The following is a 21,755-nucleotide window of genomic DNA, read 5'->3' as shown; positions in this document are numbered from 1 at the left end:
GAGAGAGAGGTAAGGAGATCACATGTCGATGGCATTTCTATCAATTCCACTGGTTGTGTTCCTCGTTTTTGTGGCACCCCTGTGGTTATGGCTCCATTACCGCAGTAAGCGACAGGTAGGGCAGGGATTGAGCAGTGATGAATTTGAGCAGCTACAAGCACTGGCTGATCGTGCGGAAGTGTTGCAGTCTCGCATTGAATCGCTAGAACGTATTCTTGATGAAGAAGCACCAAATTGGAGACATAAACAATGAATAAAACGCTGTATCGTGACCCTGTAAACGGGAAAATCGGTGGCGTTTGTGCAGGAGTCGCCGATTACTTAGGCATAGAGATCTGGGTAGTAAGGATTTTTACTGTGGCTGCAGCACTGGTTGGCTTTTTTCTCTTGGTGGTTGTTATATACGTAGCAGCCATGTTGATACTTGAAAAAATGCCAATAGAAGAAGTGCAGCGAAACAATCAGTCCCGTGAGCACAAAGTGAAACAAAAACCTTGGCAACAAGGTAAATCTGCTAGCGATTTGCTCGCTGGTATTGATGAAGAAATCAAAGAAATGGAAGGTGACGTCGCCAAAATGGAAGCGTATGTTACCTCCAAAGAATTTGACCTGAACCGTCAGTTCAAGCAGCTTTAATTTTTAGCTTGGTTCTCTCCCCCGGTTATATCGCCGGGGGTATTTCGTTTTGAGGAGCGCTGCTGTCAATGAAGTCCTTAAAAAGTCACATGAATAAATGGGTGAGCCGCGGTTTAGATCGTCATGTTCGCCTTGCCGTGACGGGCCTTTCTCGCGCCGGTAAAACGGCATTTATTACATCCCTCATCAACCAATTACTCCACAGTGGCACCAATCCGCGTATGCCGCTGTTCGAACCGGCAAGAGAAGGGCGTTTGCGCGGCGCAAGACGCGTTCAACAAAGCCAACTTCACATCCCTGCCTTCGATTACGATCTCGGTATCCAATCGATTCGCTCTCTGCCACCGCGTTGGCCGTCGCCGACCCGCGATGTGAGCGAAATTCGTTTGGCAATTCGTTATCAGCCAGACAGTGGCCCAATGAAGCTACTTCAAGATACCGCGACACTGTATCTTGATATCGTTGATTATCCGGGGGAATGGTTGCTGGATTTGCCGTTGCTGTCGATGAGCTTTGAAGAGTGGTCGCGAAAACAAAGTGGTCTTTTGGTTGGCCGTCGCAAAGATCTTTCTGAAGCGTGGCTGTCTGCACTGGATAACTTTGATCCTTTAGCCGAGGCCGATGAAAAACAGATCGCTGACCTTTCTGCGCTTTACACGAATTATCTTCACGCCTGCAAAGACGAAGCGGGTTTGCATTGGGTACAGCCGGGACGGTTTGTTTTACCGGGTGAATACAGCGGGGCACCCGTGTTACAGTTTTTCCCTCTTGCGACGGAAAAATACGGTGACAGTCAGTTGGCTGCCGCACCACCAAACAGCAACTTCGCGATGCTGAAGCAGCGTTATGCGTATTACTGCAATCACATCGTAAAAGGGTTCTACAAAGAGCACTTTTCTAAAGTCGACCGTCAGATTGTGCTGGTGGATACGCTACAACCTCTGAATGCGGGGCCAGAATCATTCAACGACATGCGCCTTGCGTTAGAGCAACTGATGCAAAGTTTTCGCTATGGAAAGAGTGGTCTGTTGCGTCGACTCTTCTCACCACGCATTGATAAGATATTGTTTGCCGCCACTAAGGCTGATCATGTCACGCCTGATCAGCACTCAAATCTCGTCTCCTTGCTTCAACAGCTGATTCACGAAGCGTGGCAAACCGCCGCGTTTGAAGGGATTGATATGGAATGCATCAGTCTGGCGTCGATTCAAGCGACGGAGCCTGGCATGGTCAATCATCGCGGGGAGACGATAGCAGCACTGCGCGGAACCTTGGAGTCAGGCGACCCAATCCTCCTGTACCCTGGCGATGTACCTGCAAGGCTGCCAAACGATGAGTTTTGGCAAAACAATCAATTTGAATTTCGTCAATTCCGCCCGATGGCCAGTGATGTGGATGAGCCACTGCCGCACATTCGTGTCGACAAGTCACTGCAATACCTGTTGGGCGATAAGCTGAGATAAGGCGAAAAGATGAGTGAATTTAAAAAATCCATTGTGTTTGAAGACACAGAAAAAACTGAGACTGATGGACCTGAGCTCACGGCACAACGCCACTTTGATGCCGAAAAAGTGAAGTTCGATCTTGCGCCAGTTGAAGAAGAAACAGAACAAGAACAAAGCCTAGAAAAGACATTGGTACCGAAAAAGTCACGCTGGGGGATCCGAGCGTTGGCCTTTTCTGGCTTGGGTCTGGTGCTGTGGCAAACCGTTGATTCGGTGGTCACAGCAGTACAAAGCGGGGACTGGCTTTCCGTTGGTTGGAGCGGCTTCGTTGCCGGGCTAGCAGCGCTGGGTGTATCTGCACTTGGAAGAGAATACTTTGCATTGAGAAGGCTGAAAGGCCGTCAAGATGATCGCCAACAGATCCAAGCGATTATTGATGCCGATGGCATTGGTAAAGCAAAAACCGTTTGTGAGAAGTTGTCTAAGCAAGGCAAAGGCGAACTGACGGCAGGCTACGACCGATGGCAGTCATCACTCGCAGCAACGCACAACGACAAAGAAGTGTTTGAACTTTACGACCAAATGGTGGTGAAAGAGCAAGATGTACTCGCGAGAAAAATGGTGACCAAATATGCTTCAGAAGCTGCGGTGATGGTGGCACTGAGCCCGTTAGCCGTCGCGGATATGTTGCTGGTGGCGTGGCGAAACTTTCGCTTGTTGGAGCAGATTTCAACGTTATATGGCGTCAAGCTCGGCTACTGGTCTCGCATTCGTTTATTAAAGCTGGTGCTCGCCAATATGGCCTTTGCGGGAGCGAGTGAAGCCCTCACTGATATCGGTGCTGATTTGTTATCTGTCGACCTTGCTGGGCGGCTTTCGGCACGTGCTGCGCAGGGGCTGGGTGTCGGCTTGCTGACCGCACGTTTGGGCTATAAAGCCATGGCCTTAATGCGACCGTTGCCTTATGTGGGAACGTCTGCGCCAAAACTGTCTGATATGCGCAAGCAACTGCTTGGAAGACTCACGTCAGGCGGTAACAAATAAACTGAAAGAAATGACAAACTTGAAAACAGCAGCTTAGGCTGCTGTTTTTCTTCATTGCTGCATTCTCACGTTTTGCTCGCTAGCACTTGACTACGTTGATGTTCAGGCGCACACTCCGTTTACTGTCAACAATTCCTGACACTTTTATTGGCTGTTTTTTACGCAATGGAAGGCGGGTGTCAGCTGGATTGAACAACCCTATCTCATCCACCACATCGGATGGCGTTGTACGCAAGCGTTATCTGTTTTGTTAGCAGGACATCACCGTGAGATTACAGGTCTTTTGTGAAGATCGACTTGGACTAACCCGTGAGCTTCTCGATATTCTTGCACGCCGCAACATAGACTTGCGCGGCATCGAGATTGATCAAGTAGGTATCATTTACCTCAACTGTCCAGAAGTCGAATTTGAAGAATTCCGTCAACTAATGTCAGAAATTCGTCTAATAAGCGGTGTTACCGACGTTAGAAAAATTCAATTCCTACCCGCAGAGCGTGAGCATCGTGAGCTTCGTGCACTGCTTGAAACCCTCTCTGATCCCGTATTATCGGTCAGCCTGAATGGCAAAGTTGATTTGGCAAACAAGGCCGCGCTTCGCTTGATGGGCAACGACGAAGAGGGACTTATCGGGGAGTCTACCAATGTTATTTTCCCTGAGTTCAACTTTAGCCACTGGTTAGAGCGTGATAACGCAAGTCAGATTTGCCGTCAAATTGTAATCGCAGGTATCGATTACCTGATGGAAGTGATGCCTGTGTACATCACTGACAGCGAAAACAAAAATGTGTTGGCAAGTGCGGTAATTCAGCTAAAGCAAGTGGCTATGAGTCAATTGCCAACCAAGCTTTACCGGACCCCTGGGGAGCATGGCTTTGACCATTTAGTGGGTCAATCCAGCAAATTTCGCTCGCTGGTCAATCAAGCGAAAAAATTTGCCCTTCTTGATGCACCATTACTGATTCAAGGCGAGACGGGGACGGGCAAAGAAATGTTGGCCAAAGCGTGCCATCAACGCTCACACCGTGCAGAAATGCCGTTCCTCTTGGTTAACTGTGTCTCTATGCCAGATGATGCGGCAGAAACGGAGCTATTTGGCTGTGCGCCGACCGAAGGTCGTGAGGGCAAAAAAGGTCAGCTAGAGCAAGCCGATGGCGGAACCGTCTTTTTGTATGAAGTCGGTGAGATGAGCCCGCACCTTCAGATTAAATTGCTTCGATTCATGCGTGATGGTGCTTTCCGTCGCGTTGGAGAAGAACATGAAATTAAAGTCGATGTGCGTGTTATCTGTTCAACGCAAAAAAACCTTTCTGAGCGAGTTGCAGCAGGTCAGTTCCGTGAAGACTTGTATTATCGACTGAACGTTCTTTCGCTGACAGTGCCGCCACTTCGCGAGCGTCCTTCTGATGTGCAGCCACTGACAGAATTGTTCTTAAATCAATTCTCGGCTGAGCTCGGTCAGGAAAGGCCTATGATGCAGCAGGGTGTTTCTGATTTTCTTACGCAATACTCGTGGCCGGGCAATGTGCGCCAGCTGCGAAATGTTCTATTCCGTGCAATGACACAGATAGAAGACGGTTGCCTGACCAAAGAAGACATTCAGTTGCCTGAAACAGAGCAAACGGCATTTTTAACCGAAGAGTCAATGGACGGCTCGTTGGATGAGATCATGAAGCGTTATGAGTCCGGCATTCTGTCGAATCTCTATCGCAGCTATCCTTCAACACGTAAGCTGGCTAAACGTCTCGATGTATCTCATACCGCGATTGCAAACAAATTGCGGGAATATAGCATCGGAAAGAAATAGAAAAATAGCGGCCATTTAGCCGCTATTTTTTTCAATTTCGAGAAGCTTTTTTTTGATTGTTAGCCCATAACGGTAGCCCGTTAATTGTCCATCACTTCCAATGACGCGGTGGCAGGGAACAATCAGAGGAAGAGGATTCACATTATTGGCCATACCCACTGCTCGACAGGCGTGAGGGTTCCCGATCTCATTCGCAATTTGGGCATAAGTACGTGTTTCGCCATAAGGGATTGCGCGTAATGCACGCCATACTTGATGTTGGAATTCGGTACCATCGGGAGCCAGCGGAACGGTAAATTCGAAGCGTTTTCCGGCTAAAAATTCGAGTAGTTGCGTTTTATACGGGGCGAGTTGTTTTGGGGCGTGTTTCCATTCTCTACTGGGCTCGAAAGGGTGGTGGAGGCATAACGTGAGATGCCTGAGTCCGGCCTCGTCGGACAGTAAATGGATTTTCCCCAACGGTGATTCAAAGCTATCGTAGTACATAATGACGACACATATTGTATAGACAGGAGGCAAGTTGTCAGTCGAAATTATAAACCCTTTCCCGAACTTGAGCGTTGATAATCTTGTAATTAGGGCAATTCAAAAGGGGGACGTCGCAAAGGTAGTACGCTACTTTCAATCTAATCGTGCCTATCTCATGCCTTGGGAGCCATTGCGGCCGGACGGATTTTTTACCTTTGAAGGCTGGGAACGAAGGGTTATTCAATTGACGGAATTACAACGCCATGGATTGTCGTATTACTTTCTGATTTTTGAGTCAGGTAACGAGGACATTCAGGGGGTTATCACCTATAGCAATGTGATGCAGTACCCTTTTCATGCCTGCACGGTTGGCTATTCGCTCGCTGAACATGCACAAGGCAAAGGGGTAATGCGTCGTGCGCTTAAAATGACGAACCAGTGGATGTTCGATAACTTGAATATGCACCGTATCGTTGCGTCCTATATGCCTCGAAACACGCGCAGTGCAGCGGTTCTCCAATCTGTGGGGTTCTTGAAAGAGGGCGAAGCAAAAGACTACTTACTGATTAATGGTAAGTGGGAGGATCACATTCTGACCTCGTTGATCAATACAAACTGGGTAGCATCTATCAATGAATAATTTCGATCCTTTACGTCTTGAGAAACAATTGGCTTTGCTGGTGGAAGTCGACAAATTAAAAGCCATTTTACGGCGTACCCGTGTCCAAAGTGATGGTGCTAGACGCGAGAATTCGGCAGAGCATAGCTGGCAAGTCGCTCTCATGGCATTGCTGCTGGAAGAATATGCCAATGAACCCGTCGATGTAGCAAAGGTGGTGAAAATGCTGTTGCTGCACGATGTAGTAGAAATCGATGCGGGCGATACCTTTGTTTATGATCTAGAGGCAGCGAAGCTGCAAGAAGAGAAAGAGTTAAAAGCGGCGAAACGAATCTTTGGCATGCTCCCTCATGATCAAGGAGAAGCATTGCTTGCCTTGTGGTTGGAGTTTGAAGCCGGAGAGTCACCTGAAGAACGATTTGGCAAAGCGTTAGATAGAATGCTCCCGATGTTATTGAACTACCATAGTGACGGCCAAAGTTGGAAAGAACATGGTGTGAGTCTTGACCAAGCTCTAACGGTAAACCGCAAGATAGAAAAAGGCTCTGAAATTCTTTGGGATAAAGTGACAGAGATGCTCTCAGAAGCAGCAGACAAAGGCTGGCTGAAAGTCTGAACCCTATACTGAGCTATGCTTTTCACCGAGAGAAAAATGCCCCGCGATTTCGGGGCATTTTTTATGTCAGAGTTCGGTGATTAGGTCACGGTGATCATGCGCATAGTATTGGTGGTGCCGACGTAGCCGGAAACATCGCCTTGCGTGAATATCACCACATCCCATGGCTCTAAAAGCCCTTGTTCTTTAAGCAACTGAATGGCTTTATGCGCCACTTCTGGCCCTGCTCCAGTATCGCTTTCGAAAAATACGGGCGTGACACCCCGGTAAAGGGCGGCGCGAGATAAGGTAGATTCGTGCCGCGACATTGCGAAGATAGGTTTTCCCGAACTGATACGTGACATCATCAAGGCCGTTTTCCCTGATTCGGTCAAAGATACCATGGCTTTCACTTTAGACATGTGGTTTGCGGCATACATGGTGGCCATTGCAACCGTCTCTTCTATCAGATCAAACTCTTTATTTAGTCGGTGATTGGAAACGTTAATCGATGGCATTTTTTCTGCACCGATGCACACTTCGGCCATGGCTTTCACGGTTTCAAGCGGGTAGTCTCCAGCGGCCGTTTCAGCGGAGAGCATGACGGCATCTGTGCCGTCGAGTACAGCGTTTGCGACATCCATGACTTCTGCACGCGTTGGCATTGGGGCGTGAATCATGGACTCCATCATTTGTGTTGCTGTGATTACGCAACGATTAAGAGCCCGAGCTCGGCGGATGAGTTTTTTCTGAACGCCAACCAGTTCGGGGTCACCAATTTCAACGCCTAAATCGCCGCGAGCAACCATGACACCATCAGAAGCTTCAATAATGTCATCGATGCTTTCATCCGTGGCCACCGTCTCAGCGCGTTCAACCTTCGCAATCATACGTGTGTTCAGCCCCGCATCTTTTGCTAAAGAACGGGCGTAGCGCATATCGTCGCCATTACGCGGGAATGAAATGGCAAGGTAATCCACTTTGATGGCGGCTGCGGTGAGGATGTCTTGTTTGTCTTTGTCTGTGAGGGCTGTCGCGGAGAGGCCGCCGCCTTTCTTGTTAATGCCTTTGTTGTTAGAAAGTGGGCCTCCAACGGTCACATCAGTATGTACACATGCCCCTTTGACTGACACCACTTTCAGCTGAACACGTCCGTCATCCAGAAGCAAAACATCTCCAGGAACTACGTCTTTGGGAAGGTCTTTATAGTCTAGGCCGACGCGCTCTTTGTCTCCTTTTCCCGCGGGCAAATCACTGTCTAAAACAAATCGGTCACCTACCGCCAACTGCACCTTGTTATCCGCAAATGTAGATACGCGGATTTTAGGGCCTTGCAGGTCGCCCAAAATACCAACATGTTGGCCTAGCTTCGCCGCAATCGTGCGCACTTTGTTGGCGCGATCTATATGGTCTTGTGCTGAGCCATGTGAGAAGTTCATTCTGACAACATTGGCACCGGCCATGATTATTTGTTCAAGGATGTCATCTTTATCAGTGGCTGGACCAAGGGTTGTGACGATTTTGGTACGACGCATGGGTACAGTCATTCAATTCTCCAGAGTCAGAATGTAACCTCGAATTGAGTGACAGTAGTCCTCTTTATTCGGGCACCTTCAGGTTGTTTGGTTATGGTGACAATCTGTCTTCTAAAGAAAGTGTAGTTGAGTGCGTGCGAGATAATTAAAAAGGGCAGTATCACACTGCCCTTCAATTGGTTAAGTCAACGACTCTTTGTTAAACCGCGAGTCTTTAATCGCCTCTTTTACCCGTTTGAGGTTTTCTCTGAAACCAGGCCCACGTCGTAGCGTGAAGCCAGTGGCAAGAACGTCGATCACCGTCATTTGAACCACACGACTTGCCATTGGCATATAGATGTCAGTGTCTTCCGGTACGTCTAACGTAATGGTCAGTGAACACACCTTGTCGAGAGGGGAGCCTTTCTCCGTAATACCAATGACAGTAGCGCCGTTCTCTTTCGCTAACATCGCTACATCGACCAGAGACTTGGTGCGCCCAGTATGTGAAATCACCACGACAACATCGCCATCGGTGCAGTTTATACAGCTCATGCGCTGCATAACGATATCGTTGAAGCAAACAATAGGAATATTGAAACGAAAGAATTTATTTTGCGCATCGTACGCGACAGAAGCGGAAGCCCCCAATCCGAAGAAAGAAATTTTCTTCGCTTGTGTCAGCAAATCGACCGCGCGGTTGATTTGGTGTGGGTCAATGCTATTTTTCGCCACGTCCAGGCACGCCATGGTCGATTCGAAGATCTTAGACGTATATGCATCGGCACTGTCATGCTCTTCGACATTACGATTAACATAAGGCGTACCATTTGCAAGGCTTTGTGCAAGGTGCAATTTAAAGTCAGGGAAGCCTTTCGTGTCGAGGCGTCGACAGAATCGGTTAACCGTAGGCTCACTGACGTCAGCCATTTTTGCTAGCGTCGCGATGCTCGAATGGATAGCAGTTTGCGGTGAAGCAATAATAACCTCTGCTACCTTACGTTCAGACTTACTGAAGTTTTCAATATTTTTTTGTATTTTTTCTAGGGTGTTCATTTAGATTACCGCTTTGCTTCCGCTATCTACTGGTCAGAACTGCCTCTTACGCTAGCGAGATATACGTCACTGAGGTGCTCGGGCGAAATAAATTGAGGTTCGACAATGTTATGCTTGAGTCTAACGGCTGGAATCGATTAATGACATTTTAACCAACAACTAGCTTTGAAAAGTTTGTATTCATTCACGCTTTTAGTTGCTTTATTACACAGGTTCGGATTTTTTTTTCAGTCGAATTAATTCAAAGTGCAATTTTGTGGCACGTTGATGATGGATTTTTGTTGGAACTGAAATTGGATTACAAGGAACTTTCGATGTCGAAACCTATAAAAACAATCACGGTTTGTGGGTGTGGATGGCTTGGTATGACGTTGGCCGATCAGCTTGTGTCTGACGGGTACAAGGTTGTTGGCACAAAACGATCGGCAACAGATGCTAAAAGGCTAAATCAACGTGGAATTCAAGGTGTTCAGTTTGATCTCAATGATACGGAAAGCTACCAGGATAAAGCCACAGTCTTTGGCAGCGACACATTGGTATTAAATATCCCACCGGGCAGGGGAAAGCTGGAGAGCAGCGAGTTTGTACTTGCCATGAAAGCGTTAATCGATGAAGCAAAACGTGGCGGCGTAGAGCAACTTATTTTTATTAGTACGACGTCCGTATATGGGGCAGCCAAAGGCATCATCTGGGAAAATACACCCTGTGCGCCTGATACTGCATCAGGGATTGCTCACGTTGAGATAGAAAAGTACCTGAGTGAGCAGTTTGCAGAACGTGGTGTCGTTTTACGACTTTCTGGTTTGGTGGGAGAGGCAAGGCACCCTGCACGTTATCTGGCTGGTCGCCACGATGTGCCGAATGGCGATGACCCTGTAAACCTCATTCATAAGGTCGACTGCGTGAATACCATTAAGGCGTTAATCGCGCAAAACGCAAAGGGTGGAATTTACCATTTAAGCGCTGGCGAGCATCCTACGCGTTCGTCATTTTATCGATGGGCAGCCAAAGAAATGGGTCTTGAACCTCCGACGTTTACGAAAGGAGAAGGGGCTGGTAAGTGTATTGATGCGAGCAAAACATTACAGGCACTGTCTTTGACACTTAGCTATGCGTCACCTTTTGATATGCCATTACCTGCGTTGAAAAAGAAATAAAAAAAGCCCGCTACAGAGAGCGGGCAACAAAACTTTTTGAGCAGGAGTAAGAAAAAGCAGCAGTGTTAGCGATAAGTCAGAAATCATGTGAGGCGGCCAGCTATACATTAAAAGGCACTTATTCGCTATCTATATATACTCAGATACACTGTTCAGAAATTAGTTCAAAAAAAATTCAAAAAAACTTTAAAGCCTACATTTACCCCTTTTAAATCAGTGGTCACCGATCATTCTGACGAAAAAAAGCCCACACTCAAATCGATGATGTGGGCTCTAAGAAGACATTCTTCTAAGAAAAAGCAGTGGCATAAATTAAGACCTGACTTTTTTAGCTTTGTTCCCAAACAGACGGATATATTTCTCAATAGTGAGTCAGTCTCGTCTCCCTTTCTAAATAAAATCCTTTGATATCGGTACCTTAGACCTTGTTGTATTTCTCAAAAGAAAAGTTGTTAAAAGTGTGATTGTTTTCGGGTTGTTATTAATGCTAACGAGATGTAAAGTTAAACAGGTGTTTAATACGGGTGAATGAAAATGGCTGGGAAAGGCGAGACGAAAGCAAAAATCCTTGATGCAGCAGAACAGCTTTTTGCTGAGCATGGGTTTAAAGACACCTCTTTGAGAACGATCACCAGTAAGGCGAATGTAAATTTGGCCTCAGTGAACTATCACTTTGGCGACAAGAAATCTTTAGTGAGAGCGGTACTGGCACGGTATCTGGAAAAATTCATGCCTCAATTGGAGCAAGAACTTCAGCGGCTGCTTGTGAAAGATGACATCACCATGATGGATGTTTTTGCGTGTACAAAACGACCACTGTTGGATCTGGATACCTTTCGCCGACATGGAGCATCCACATTCATGCAGCTTATTGGACGAGGATACACGGATGTTCAAGGGCATCTACGTTGGTTTATTACCACGCGCTATGACACGGTTTTAACCGCGTTCACTCAAGCGGTCGTTAAAGCCAATCCTTCATTGAAGCCAGAAAACGTGTTTTGGCGCCTTCACTTCACGCTTGGTGCTGTCATTTTCACCATGGCCTCCAATGTGGCTTTAAGCGAAATTGCAGAAAATGATTTTGGTCATACGGTGTTGATAGAGGACATTGTCGATCGACTCATCCCTTATTTAGCCGCGGGCGTAGATGCACCCGTTGCAGGAGAGCTAACGCTCATTAGTAGCGGCACTTCTCTTAGCGTGAGCTAAGAAAAACAGAACAACAATAATCAAGTAACGAAACAAAAAGGATCTGAACCATGAGCTCTCAACCATCAATAAGAAGACGTTATCTCAGCGATCCAGCGTTTAAGTTTTTTAAGAAGGTGCTGCCCCCTCTTTCAGTGACAGAACGTGAAGCAATGGAAGCCGGCAGTGTGTGGTGGGACGGGGAACTGTTCAGCGGAAATCCGAATTGGCAAACGCTGCTGCAATACCCTAAACCCAGGCTGTCAGATGAAGAACAGGCGTTTATCGACAATCAACTGCAAACCTTACTCGATATGCTTGATGATTTTGACATCGTTCAACAGCGAAAAGACTTGCCCGCGGAAGTGTGGGAGTTCTTGAAAAAAGAAAAATTTTTCTCGCTTATTATCCCGAAAGAATTCGGTGGATTAGCATTTTCTGCTTACGCTAACTCCACCATTGTCACCAGTATTGCGACACGTAGCCTGAGCGCTGCTGTTACCGTGATGGTGCCAAACTCCTTAGGCCCAGGAGAGCTCCTTACCCATTATGGTACCGATGACCAAAAGAACTACTGGTTGCCCCGTCTTGCCAATGGTGATGAAGTTCCTTGCTTTGCATTGACAGGACCGGAATCGGGCTCTGATGCAGGGTCAATTCCTGATAAGGGCTTTGTGTGCATGGGTGAGCACGACGGCAAAGAAGTGTTAGGTATTCGCCTGACGTGGAACAAGCGCTATATCACGCTTGCACCCGTTGCAACAGTATTGGGGCTCGCATTTAAACTGCATGATCCGGACGGCCTACTTGGCGACAATGAACAGCTTGGCATTACCTGTGCGTTAATCCCTGCCGATCATGAAGGCGTTGAAATTGGAGAGCGCCATAACCCGTTAGGGCTGTCGTTCATGAATGGCCCTACTCGCGGCGAAAATGTCTTTATTCCGATGGAATGGGTCATTGGTGGTCAAGACTATGTGGGTAAAGGTTGGCGTATGCTGGTGGAATGCCTTTCTGCAGGGCGGGGCATCTCGCTCCCCGCGTTAGGTACGGCTGTCGGTCATCTTGCATCGAAAACGACAGGTGCTTACGCATATGTGCGCAAGCAGTTTGGTATGAACATCGGCAAATTTGAAGGTGTGGCAGAAGCGATGGGGCGTATCGGCGGATACACCTATATGCTTGAAGCCGCCCGTACCTTGACGACAACCTCCCTCGATATGAACGAAAAACCCGGGATTGTCACCGCGATTGCTAAATATCACATGACAGAATTAGCACGCACCATACTTAACGATGCGATGGATATACATGCAGGCCGTGCGATCCAACTTGGTCCATTGAACTATATCGGCAACCATTACTTTGGTATGCCCGTGGCGATCACCGTAGAAGGTGCAAACATTCTTACGCGAAACCTGATGATATTTGGTCAAGGTGCAACGCGTTGTCACCCTTACGTACTGAAAGAAATGGAAGCGGCCGCAGAAACTGATGAGGCGAAGGGAGCTGAATCGTTTGATGCTTTGCTGATGAAGCATATCGGCTTTGCATCTAAGAACGTTCTGATGTCCCTGACCAACGCGTTTTCGCGTTCGTCATTTAACCGTTCGCCAGTTTCGGGCGAAACAGCAAAGTATTACAAACAGCTTGCGCGAATGAGCCGTGCTTTGGCTGTTACAGCTGACGTGTCTATGTTGATGTTGGGCGGGGAATTAAAGCGTAGAGAAATGCTGTCTGCCCGATTAGGAGATGTATTGAGTCATCTTTATCTCGCCTCGGCGGTATTAAAACGCTATGAAGATGATGGGCGTCAACAAGCGGATTTACCCTTTGTTCATTACTCCCTTCAACACTGTTTGAATAAGTGTGCAGAGGCATTTTATGGTGCATTCAACAATTTCCCTCGCAGAGGGGTTGGTACCACCTTGCGTGCGATTACCTTCCCGCTGGGCATGCACTTTAAAGCCCCCTCCGATGAATTGGCCAATGAGATTGCCACTTTGATGATGACACCAGGAGCACACCGCACGAGATTGACGCACCTTTGCTATGTTGGCGGCAAAGAAACCGATCCGGTTGCCATTATGGAAAGGGCATTTGAAGCGATGCAAGCCATTAGACCGTTAGAGAAAAAACTAGCGGTAGCTGCAAAAAATGGGCAAATCCCTGCGAAAGTTCCTCTTAAGGAAAAACTTGAAAAAGCTCTCGAAGAAAAGGTTATCTCGCAGGCGGAGTTTGAGCAGATCACAGAAGCTGATGCGCTTCGGTCTAAAGCCATTCAGGTAGATAATTTTGACCCTTCTTGGTTTGCGCCAGCCAAGTCATCAACCCGTAACTCAGGTAAAAAAGGCAAAGCGGCGTAACCGACAGCAAATAAACCTAGCTCTCAAAAACGCCGCAATCGCGGCGTTTTTTTTCGTCAACACCTCCAACCACTGCTTGAATCAGGGCTTTTACAACAAAAAAAAGTGCGAAAACAAGATGAAGTATTTATCCTAGGCGCAACTTTGTAAGGAAGGTTGAATATGATCATCAAACCGAAAATTCGCGGATTTATCTGTACGACGACACATCCAAAAGGATGCGAAGCTAACGTAAAAGAGCAAATCGAGTACACCAAAGCACAAGGTCCAATCGCAAATGCACCTAAGCGTGTACTGGTTGTTGGTTCATCAAGTGGCTACGGTCTATCTTCGCGCATTGCAGCAGCGTTTGGCGGCGGTGCAGCGACCATCGGTGTGTTTTTCGAAAAACCTGGCACAGAGAAAAAGCCGGGTACAGCGGGTTGGTACAACTCTGCAGCATTCGACAAGTTTGCAAAAGAAGAAGGCCTGTATTCCAAAAGCCTAAACGGCGATGCTTTCTCTGATGAAGCGAAGAAAAAAACAATTGAGCTGATCAAAGAAGATTTGGGTCAAATCGACATGGTGGTTTACTCTCTGGCGTCACCAGTACGTAAACTGCCAAAAACAGGTGAAGTGGTTCGTTCATCATTGAAGCCAATCGGCGAGACTTACCGTTCAACGGCGGTTGATACCAACAAAGATGAAATCATCGAAACCAGCGTAGAGCCAGCAACGGCAGAAGAAATCAAAGACACAGTCACGGTTATGGGTGGTGAAGACTGGGAACTGTGGATTCAGGCTCTGTCTGATGCGGGCGTTCTGGCTGATGGCTGTAAGACAGTGGCATACAGCTACATCGGTACTGAATTGACGTGGCCAATCTACTGGGACGGCGCGCTAGGCCGTGCGAAGATGGACTTGGACCGCGCAGCGTCAGCACTGGACGAGAAACTGTCTGCAACCGGCGGTAGTGCCAATGTTGCAGTACTGAAAAGTGTGGTGACCCAAGCATCGTCTGCAATCCCTGTTATGCCTCTTTATATTGCGATGGTATTTAAGAAGATGCGTGAAGAGGGCCTGCATGAAGGCTGTATGGAACAAATCTACCGTATGCTTAGCCAGCGTCTGTATAAAGCAGACGGTACTCCTGCAGAAGTAGATGACAAAAACCGCCTTCGTCTGGATGATTGGGAATTGCGTGAAGACATTCAGCAGCATTGCCGTGATCTGTGGCCTCAAATCACTTCTGAGAACCTGAAAGAACTGACTGACTACGTTGAGTATAAAGAAGAGTTCTTGAAGCTGTTTGGCTTTGGTATTGAAGGTGTTGACTACGATGCGGACGTGAACACAGAAATAGATTTCGACGTTCAAGCTATCTAAATCAGTATGTTGAATGAAAAGGTCAGCGAATATGCTGGCCTTTATTCTATTTGGTGCATACCGGGAAAACTAAATAGATAAACGGAACTGAAAATTTCCAGTAAAAATTGCTAAAAATATGATCAATGTGGCTGATATTTATCATATTTGGTTGAATAAGAAGCAAACGAACCAAAACCCCTAAATTTGTACGTGACAGCCCGAAAAACTTATGTAAAATGCCACCCATACCAACGAGGAAGGCAACTTCTGAAGGTGGTTGTGGAATGGCGCGTTGGCAGAGTGGCTATGCAGCGGATTGCAAATCCGTGGACCTCGGTTCGACTCCGGGACGCGCCTCCATTTGCGACACTAGCTCAGCTGGTAGAGCGCAACCTTGCCAAGGTTGAGGTCACGAGTTCGAACCTCGTGTGTCGCTCCAAACATATAAGCTCTCAGTGTGCTTTGAACATTGAAACACGGACGCGGGGTGGAGCAGCTTGGTAGCTCGTCGGGCTCATAACCCGAAGGTCGTCGGTTCAAATCCGGCTCCCGCAACCACATTTAATTATTCGGCTTATGCCGGGTAATATGCGACACTAGCTCAGCTGGTAGAGCGCAACCTTGCCAAGGTTGAGGTCACGAGTTCGAACCTCGTGTGTCGCTCCAAATTTTGACCTTTATATCTATGAAGGTAAGTATGTAGAAATACATGCGACGATGGTGTCAATCATCGCAATAAAGAATTGCGTGCCCTGGTGGTGAAATTGGTAGACACAAGGGATTTAAAATCCCTCGACGTTCGCGTTGTGCCGGTTCAAGTCCGGCCCGGGGCACCATCTATAACAACGGCTTACAAGCATCTGCTTGTGAGCCGTTTTTATTTGGGTAATATTTGGTAATATCAATTGGTAATGTTCTGGCGATTGAGTAAGGGTACTTGTTCCACTTTTTTGTCGTAAGTTGCCACCTGTCTTTCGGTCTTGTGACCGGAAAAAATCTGTTTCTCCCTCGTACTTCCGTTGTAATCGGATATCCCTTTTGCCTTCAAATCATGAAAGGTGAAATCGAGGGGGAGGCCCGTTTCTTTTCTTGCCCGTTCCCGCGCCTTTTTCCAACGAGAGTTAAACCCATCGCGTGAAAAAGAAGAGCCCGTTGTCTGATGAATGACATACAGGCTGTTTACTCCATAGGCATTATCACATTCCTTTACAGCGTCCTTAAGCTCGGCACTCCATAGCTTGATTTGCTTCTTCCCCCGTTTTTCCCTGCTGGATGAAAATTCCGTCTTCCAATATTTGACCCTCACGGAGCGAAAGTAAGTTTTTCTGGAGGGGAAGGGAAATATACTTGCATCTATTTACCCTGTTAAATTTTGTCATCGTTTCTACCTATTGAATCCATAGATATATTCCATTAAGTAAAATGTATCGTTAAGGGTATATTCTTCATGGGCAGAAAAGAGCTTTTGAATATCCATAGACCACTCGATAAGTCAAATGGGTAGCATGCAATGGAGAGCAACCATGCGGATGTCAAAAAGCTTTTTATTAATTACAGTTGGCTTAGCCAGCATATCTCTACAGGCGCAACCCCTGACAAGTGACAATGGTTCACCTGTCGGTGACAACCAGAATTCAATCACAGCGGGTGAAAACGGCAGTGTGTTGCTGCAAGACGTTCACCTTATCCAAAAATTGCAACGTTTTGCTAGAGAGCGTATTCCTGAGCGTGTTGTGCATGCTCGTGGTACTGGTGCTTCTGGTGAATTTGTTGCATCTGGTGATTTTAGTGACTTAACGGTTTCAGCTCCTTTTACTAATAAAGGAAAGGTAACACCTGTTTTCGTTCGATTCTCAACCGTTATTCACTCAAAAGGATCACCAGAAACACTTCGCGATCCTCGTGGTTTCGCCACTAAATTTTATACTGAACAGGGTAACTGGGATCTTGTAGGGAATAACCTACCGGTGTTCTTCATCCGTGATTCGATTAAGTTTCCGGATATGGTGCATTCTCTGAAACCGTCTCCAGTAACCAACGTTCAAGATCCAAATAGATTCTTTGATTTCTTCAGTCATGAGCCTAGTGCAACCAACATGCTCACTTGGGTTTACAGTAACCTAGGCACGCCAGCGAGCTATCGCACGATGGATGGATTTGGCGTTCATGCTTATAAGTGGGTCAATAAGCAAGGTGATGTGAACTATGTGAAGTTCCAGTGGAAGAGCCTTCAAGGTATTAAAAGCTTTCGCCCCGATGAAGTAACGGCGATGCAGGGCAAGGATTTCAACCATCTAACCAACGATCTCTACAAAGAAATTGGGCGTGGTAACTACCCTAAGTGGGACCTTTACGTGAAGGTGCTAACGCCAGAAGCCTTGAGCAAACTGGATTACAATGGGCTGGATGCAACCAAAGTATGGCTGAATGTACCGGATCAAAAAATCGGTACTATGACGTTGAACCACCTACCTGAAAATTTCTTTTTAGACACTGAACAGTCGGCATTTGCGCCTTCGAATTTGATTCCTGGTATCGAGCCATCGGAAGATCGATTGCTACAAGGTCGTTTGTTCGCATATGCAGATACGCAGCTGTACCGCTTGGGTGTGAACTTGTTCCAACTGCCAGTAAACCGCCCTTTAGCATCAGTGAACAACCATAACCAAGATGGACTGAGCAACAACGCGAAACAAGCCAATGGCGACGTGAACTACGAACCAAGCCGTAAACTGGCGCTGGCAGAAGATACGCAATTTAAAGCGGTTGAAACCAAGCTTGTGGGCACAGTTCAACAAAAAGCAATCAGCAATCCTCGCAACTTCTACCAAGCGGGTGTGTTGTACCGCAGCATGAACGAGCAAGACCAAAGCGATTTGATTGCTAACTTAGCAGGTGACCTTAATAAGGTGATGGACAAAGGCGTTAAGGAAACCATGGTGAGCTATTTCTATCGTGCAGATAAGGAGTACGGTTCACGCCTAGCTGAGGCTACAGATACCAATCTTACGCAAGCCAAAAACAAAGCGAAGATGTAAATCTCAAGTTTTGACCTGCGGGAGATTTATCTGCTCTTTTCTGCCCGGAAATCAGCGCTCCCGTGGGTCATTCTCCAATATGTAAGTGAGGGTGAGCGAATGAAAACTGTGTTTTTGCTCTGTTCCATCATTTTCTCTTTGATCTTTTCGCACGGCGTATTGGCTGCTGATGATCGACTGGAAGAGGAATATCAATCTTTGGTTGGACTGTTTTTTGATGCCGCACGGATGGGAAATACTGAAGTGCTTGATACATTCGTTTCTCAAGGCTTCCCTATAGACCAACGCAACAACCAAAGTTACACCGCTCTAATGGTAGCTGCCTATCAAGGAAATAGAGAAGCTGTCCGTTTACTTCTCGACTCCGGTGCGAATGCTTGTTTGCAAGATAAGCGAGGTAATACTGCTTTAATGGGGGCACTTATCAAACGTGAAATTGGTATTGCGAAAGACCTATATCAAGCAGGTTGTTCCCCTGAGCTGCGTAATAAAGGCGGACTTAATCTGAAAGAATTTGCTGAAATCTATGGACAATCTAATGTGCTGAAATCGCTTGCTTACTAGGTGTAGTGTTCTAACAACGAAAGGAAGTCACAATATGAACAAAAAACTATGTATTACTGCACTCGCTCTTTTTTCTTCATCTGTTTTTGCAGAAGCAGTGAGTGTGGAAATGATTGATCTTAGCTCAGGGCAGTCAGCCGGAACGGTGATGATTCATTCTAGTGATTACGGCACCGTTTTTACGCCAACACTACAGGGTTACCTACTGGTATGCATGGCTTCCATTTGCACAAAAATGGCTCATGCGACAGTATTACCAAAGGTGGAAATACCATACTAGGAGGGGCTGCGGGTGGGCATTATGACCCAGCGAAAACGGGTAAACATGGCTTCCCGTGGACTGACGATAATCATCTTGGTGATTTGCCTACACTTTATGTTAATTCACTGGGCAGAGCCACACAGCCAGTATTGGCGCCACGAGTCAAATTCGATGATGTGAAAGGACGTGCTTTGATGATTCATATGGGGGGGGACAACCATTCTGATCATCCGGAGAAACTTGGAGGTGGTGGTGCTCGAATCGTGTGGCGTGATTAAGTAAGCTCTATATTAATCGGTGTAAAAAGTACTTCAACTGCCTTGGAGTACTCAGCTTTCTGCCATGCAAGGTTATTCAACCGCGATGCGCCATCTTGCAAATATTTATGAAGACGGCTTCGGGGTCAAAAAAGATAATAAATTAGCCTATATGTGGGCGTATTTATCGTCTGAAGAACCAGAAAGCAAGGAAATGATTGCGCAGATGGAAAAACTACTAAGTGACAGTGAAATTGAGGAAGCTAAGGCATTGGTGCTTGAATGCAAAGACTCTTCGTTCCAAGATTGTCAGTATATAAATTAAAATGATTTATACGCCATATTACGGCCTGAAGGCTTATGCTTTCAGGCCCTTTTTTTTGCGTACTGCATCCATTGTCCGTCTGGCTGCAACCAGACGGATAACTGAAAATTTAACAGTTTCTCAAGGGTAAGTAATCACAAAGATTGTCCAATGAATTTTTATATTCATATAATACGTTGCATTTGACAGAAAGTTTACTTATAACTTTTCTTTCTCCTTTTTGGTTGCTCGAAAATTCTATAGAAGCCACTTGGTTTTCGTATGTAATAGATTTTATTTTCTCGCAAAATCCATTATCCAAATGACTAATAGTGTAATAAACACCTTCGTCACTTACTAAGAAAAAAGTGGATGTCCAACGTCCATTTTTAATCTTAGAGGTGCAATAAGGCTCTGGTTCGGATATTTTTATCTTGGTCAACGGCATTTTGCTATATGGCAAGAAAGCATACCAGAAAGTAAATGCTACTAATAAAATAGCAGCTAAGACTGTGTAGTTTAATCTACTTAAGCCATTCATGTTTAGAAACCTCGTTTGCTTAGTACATTATTCTGACTGACTGCTAATTTCCTTTTCGACCATTGTTTTACTCCTATTAGATGTTCCTGTGAGTTTTCGGTTTTTTGAAAAAGATCTAAAGGGAGAAAGAGTCCATTGAACTGCCATATATGGCTGAATGCTGCCAATGTTGAGGAATGTACTGCATCGATAAAGGTGTATGTTATTGCATACTAAAACCTTGCAACTATATTGATTCTGGATTGCCTGGACCTTTGAAAGTGAATGACTGAAATATTAAACATGAGATAAAAATAATTCAATTCATGTCAATTTCTAAAATAAGTTAAGGCTAGTATCGATTGTTTATTCCCAGTTGTGAAATATCTTATCTATTAAAATTATTACTTTTTCGAAACCAGCTGGAAATATTCCTAAATTGTAATCGAAAATATACGCGTCCCTTATTTTATTTGCTTTTTTAGATGACTTTTCAATGCTCATTAATCCTTCATTGTAAATGTTATACAGCATCGCGAAGGATAGTGGGTTTTTGTGTTCCATTCCCTCGTTTAATAATTTTAATATTTTTTCATCTGCATCTTTTTCCCCAATCTTGATCAGTGTGAGAGCCTTGAAAGTGGAAACGTCACCTCTTAAATTACTTGTTTTTATTCTTTCGAGTAGATACAAAGCATATTCATCTTCTACCTTGCTCGCGTTTTTTGAAGAATTATTGATTTGGCATGGAAAAGAGTTTCTTTTTCATGCCGCTCTGAAAACATATGGGTTGAACCAATGACGCTAGATAATGAAAAAGAGCTATAAAAGATCAAGAAGATAGATATTATTATCCTGAATGAAATATTTAAATTAAATTTCTTTTCCTTGTTAAAAATAAAGATCCATATTTGGAGATTTACATTATATGGCTTCTCAATAAGAAAGGAAATCTATAATTTATGTGGCAGCCATACAGGGTCTCTGTCATTCTATGTTTGGTCACCATATGGAGCTGAGAAAATAGGGGCGGACGCTTTTTTGGAAATCATAAATTGGTGCGTTTCATGGTCTTATCGAAGTGGTCTCATACTGCTTCACTGAATGTGAAATGACGTTCTGTTTACGGCATGTTGAATCCTATTGATAGCCAGAAACAATACGAAATCCCCCGCCTTTCTTATTGGTGATGATGCTACACCACACTATCACTGTGTATCGCGTTGTGTACGTTGATAATTTCTATGTGGTGAAAATACGTGTACTGATTAAATCGCAACAACATAGTAGGCTCAGAATCGGCAGTGAATGGTGTACTACCTCGCCTTAATCGCCCAAAAAGTGTCAGGTTTCCGACTGCCTGACCACTAGTTCCCCATTTTTACTCATTTCTTACATTTCATAAACATTAAAAGGCCAACATACTTTGACTCTTTTTATAGTGCACTTTAGTTTAATTAAAAAGACAGTAAGAGTACATTGTGAAATGGCTTTGTTGCTTAATTCGGTTGGAAGACATGGCAGCCTAAAGTTGTTCGGTTCTTAAGCAATATACTGAGTTTCAGGC

Annotated in this window: 19 protein-coding genes, 5 tRNA genes and 1 pseudogene; 20 read left to right on the top strand and 5 right to left on the bottom strand. The window is 45.7% G+C overall.

The features are described from left to right. Positions 1–22 precede the first annotated feature (22 nt). The 5 genes from pspB (at position 23) to tyrR (ending at position 4,930) form a co-directional block, all read left to right on the top strand. Complete coding sequence (gene pspB / locus B5D35_RS03720; protein WP_078751253.1) at positions 23–253, top strand: envelope stress response membrane protein PspB; 231 nt, start codon at positions 23–25, stop codon at positions 251–253. After that, positions 250–636, top strand: a complete 387-nt coding sequence (gene pspC, locus B5D35_RS03715; RefSeq protein ID WP_078751252.1) for an envelope stress response membrane protein PspC — start codon at positions 250–252, stop codon at positions 634–636. Before pspB ends, pspC begins: the two co-directional genes overlap by 4 nt. 68 nt (positions 637–704) lie before the next feature. Next, the gene (locus B5D35_RS03710) at positions 705–2,099 is read left to right on the top strand and encodes a YcjX family GTP-binding protein (RefSeq protein ID WP_078751251.1); all 1,395 of its coding nucleotides are present in this window, start codon (positions 705–707) and stop codon (positions 2,097–2,099) included. Positions 2,100–2,108: 9 nt separating this feature from the next. Then, the gene (locus B5D35_RS03705) at positions 2,109–3,125 is read left to right on the top strand and encodes a YcjF family protein (protein WP_078751250.1); all 1,017 of its coding nucleotides are present in this window, start codon (positions 2,109–2,111) and stop codon (positions 3,123–3,125) included. 266 nt (positions 3,126–3,391) lie between these two features. Further along, complete coding sequence (gene tyrR / locus B5D35_RS03700) at positions 3,392–4,930, top strand: transcriptional regulator TyrR (protein ID WP_078751249.1); 1,539 nt, start codon at positions 3,392–3,394, stop codon at positions 4,928–4,930. Between the two features lie 15 nt (positions 4,931–4,945). Here tyrR and B5D35_RS03695 read toward each other — a convergent pair whose 3' ends face one another. Beyond that, on the bottom strand, positions 4,946–5,416 hold the full coding sequence (locus B5D35_RS03695; protein ID WP_078751248.1) for a methylated-DNA--[protein]-cysteine S-methyltransferase: 471 nt from the start codon (positions 5,414–5,416) through the stop codon (positions 4,946–4,948). A gap of 34 nt (positions 5,417–5,450) precedes the next feature. Between B5D35_RS03695 and rimJ the strand changes: the two genes are divergently transcribed. Together rimJ and B5D35_RS03685 are read left to right on the top strand one after the other, a co-directional pair. Next, positions 5,451–6,038, top strand: coding sequence for a ribosomal protein S5-alanine N-acetyltransferase (gene rimJ / locus B5D35_RS03690; RefSeq protein ID WP_078751247.1), 588 nt, complete (start codon positions 5,451–5,453; stop codon positions 6,036–6,038). After that, complete coding sequence (locus B5D35_RS03685) at positions 6,031–6,633, top strand: HD domain-containing protein (protein WP_078751246.1); 603 nt, start codon at positions 6,031–6,033, stop codon at positions 6,631–6,633. Before rimJ ends, B5D35_RS03685 begins: the two co-directional genes overlap by 8 nt. Positions 6,634–6,713: 80 nt before the next feature. Here B5D35_RS03685 and pyk read toward each other — a convergent pair whose 3' ends face one another. Next, a complete protein-coding gene (gene pyk / locus B5D35_RS03680) occupies positions 6,714–8,159 on the bottom strand; it encodes a pyruvate kinase (RefSeq protein WP_078751245.1) in 1,446 nt (481 codons plus the stop codon). A gap of 168 nt (positions 8,160–8,327) precedes the next feature. Beyond that, positions 8,328–9,182, bottom strand: coding sequence for a MurR/RpiR family transcriptional regulator (locus B5D35_RS03675; RefSeq protein WP_067414617.1), 855 nt, complete (start codon positions 9,180–9,182; stop codon positions 8,328–8,330). Between the two features lie 314 nt (positions 9,183–9,496). Here B5D35_RS03675 and B5D35_RS03670 point away from each other — a divergent pair, with 314 nt between their 5' ends. From B5D35_RS03670 to B5D35_RS03605, 13 genes and pseudogenes are all read left to right on the top strand, one after another. Further along, positions 9,497–10,339, top strand: a complete 843-nt coding sequence (locus B5D35_RS03670) for an SDR family oxidoreductase (RefSeq protein ID WP_078751244.1) — start codon at positions 9,497–9,499, stop codon at positions 10,337–10,339. 534 nt (positions 10,340–10,873) lie between these two features. Then, positions 10,874–11,551 carry a TetR family transcriptional repressor PsrA gene (gene psrA / locus B5D35_RS03665; RefSeq protein WP_078751339.1) on the top strand — a complete coding sequence of 226 codons (678 nt, stop codon included), beginning with the start codon at positions 10,874–10,876 and terminating at the stop codon, positions 11,549–11,551. A 50-nt stretch (positions 11,552–11,601) separates the two neighbouring features. Further along, entirely contained in the window at positions 11,602–13,896 is a 2,295-nt protein-coding gene (locus B5D35_RS03660; protein WP_078751243.1) for an acyl-CoA dehydrogenase, read from the top strand. Between the two features lie 162 nt (positions 13,897–14,058). Then, on the top strand, positions 14,059–15,261 hold the full coding sequence (fabV, locus tag B5D35_RS03655; RefSeq protein WP_078751242.1) for an enoyl-ACP reductase FabV: 1,203 nt from the start codon (positions 14,059–14,061) through the stop codon (positions 15,259–15,261). Positions 15,262–15,529: 268 nt separating this feature from the next. Continuing rightward, a tRNA-Cys gene (locus tag B5D35_RS03650) sits at positions 15,530–15,603 on the top strand. Positions 15,604–15,606: 3 nt separating this feature from the next. Continuing rightward, positions 15,607–15,682: transfer RNA gene (locus tag B5D35_RS03645), tRNA-Gly, on the top strand. 42 nt (positions 15,683–15,724) lie between these two features. Further along, positions 15,725–15,801: transfer RNA gene (locus tag B5D35_RS03640), tRNA-Met, on the top strand. A gap of 32 nt (positions 15,802–15,833) precedes the next feature. Further along, a tRNA-Gly gene (locus tag B5D35_RS03635) sits at positions 15,834–15,909 on the top strand. A gap of 83 nt (positions 15,910–15,992) precedes the next feature. After that, positions 15,993–16,079, top strand: a tRNA-Leu gene (locus B5D35_RS03630). 687 nt (positions 16,080–16,766) lie between these two features. Next, positions 16,767–18,281, top strand: coding sequence for a catalase KatE1 (katE1, locus tag B5D35_RS03620; RefSeq protein ID WP_078751240.1), 1,515 nt, complete (start codon positions 16,767–16,769; stop codon positions 18,279–18,281). A gap of 99 nt (positions 18,282–18,380) precedes the next feature. Further along, a complete protein-coding gene (locus B5D35_RS03615; protein ID WP_078751239.1) occupies positions 18,381–18,845 on the top strand; it encodes an ankyrin repeat domain-containing protein in 465 nt (154 codons plus the stop codon). Between the two features lie 34 nt (positions 18,846–18,879). After that, positions 18,880–19,389 (top strand): annotated as a pseudogene (gene sodC / locus B5D35_RS03610) (superoxide dismutase [Cu-Zn] SodC). Between the two features lie 60 nt (positions 19,390–19,449). Continuing rightward, complete coding sequence (locus tag B5D35_RS03605; protein ID WP_078751238.1) at positions 19,450–19,689, top strand: SEL1-like repeat protein; 240 nt, start codon at positions 19,450–19,452, stop codon at positions 19,687–19,689. Positions 19,690–19,798: 109 nt separating this feature from the next. Here the strand turns inward: B5D35_RS03605 and B5D35_RS23980 are convergent, their stop codons facing one another. Next, the gene (locus B5D35_RS23980) at positions 19,799–20,209 is read right to left on the bottom strand and encodes a hypothetical protein (RefSeq protein ID WP_139367719.1); all 411 of its coding nucleotides are present in this window, start codon (positions 20,207–20,209) and stop codon (positions 19,799–19,801) included. A gap of 345 nt (positions 20,210–20,554) precedes the next feature. Then, positions 20,555–20,881 carry a hypothetical protein gene (locus B5D35_RS03600; RefSeq protein WP_078751237.1) on the bottom strand — a complete coding sequence of 109 codons (327 nt, stop codon included), beginning with the start codon at positions 20,879–20,881 and terminating at the stop codon, positions 20,555–20,557. Positions 20,882–21,755: the final 874 nt, after the last annotated feature.

The organism is Enterovibrio nigricans DSM 22720, from assembly GCF_900167155.1.
GTDB lineage: Bacteria > Pseudomonadota > Gammaproteobacteria > Enterobacterales > Vibrionaceae > Enterovibrio > Enterovibrio nigricans.
Note: the sequence above shows the minus strand (reverse complement) of the source record. Positions and strands in the feature narration are given on the sequence as shown.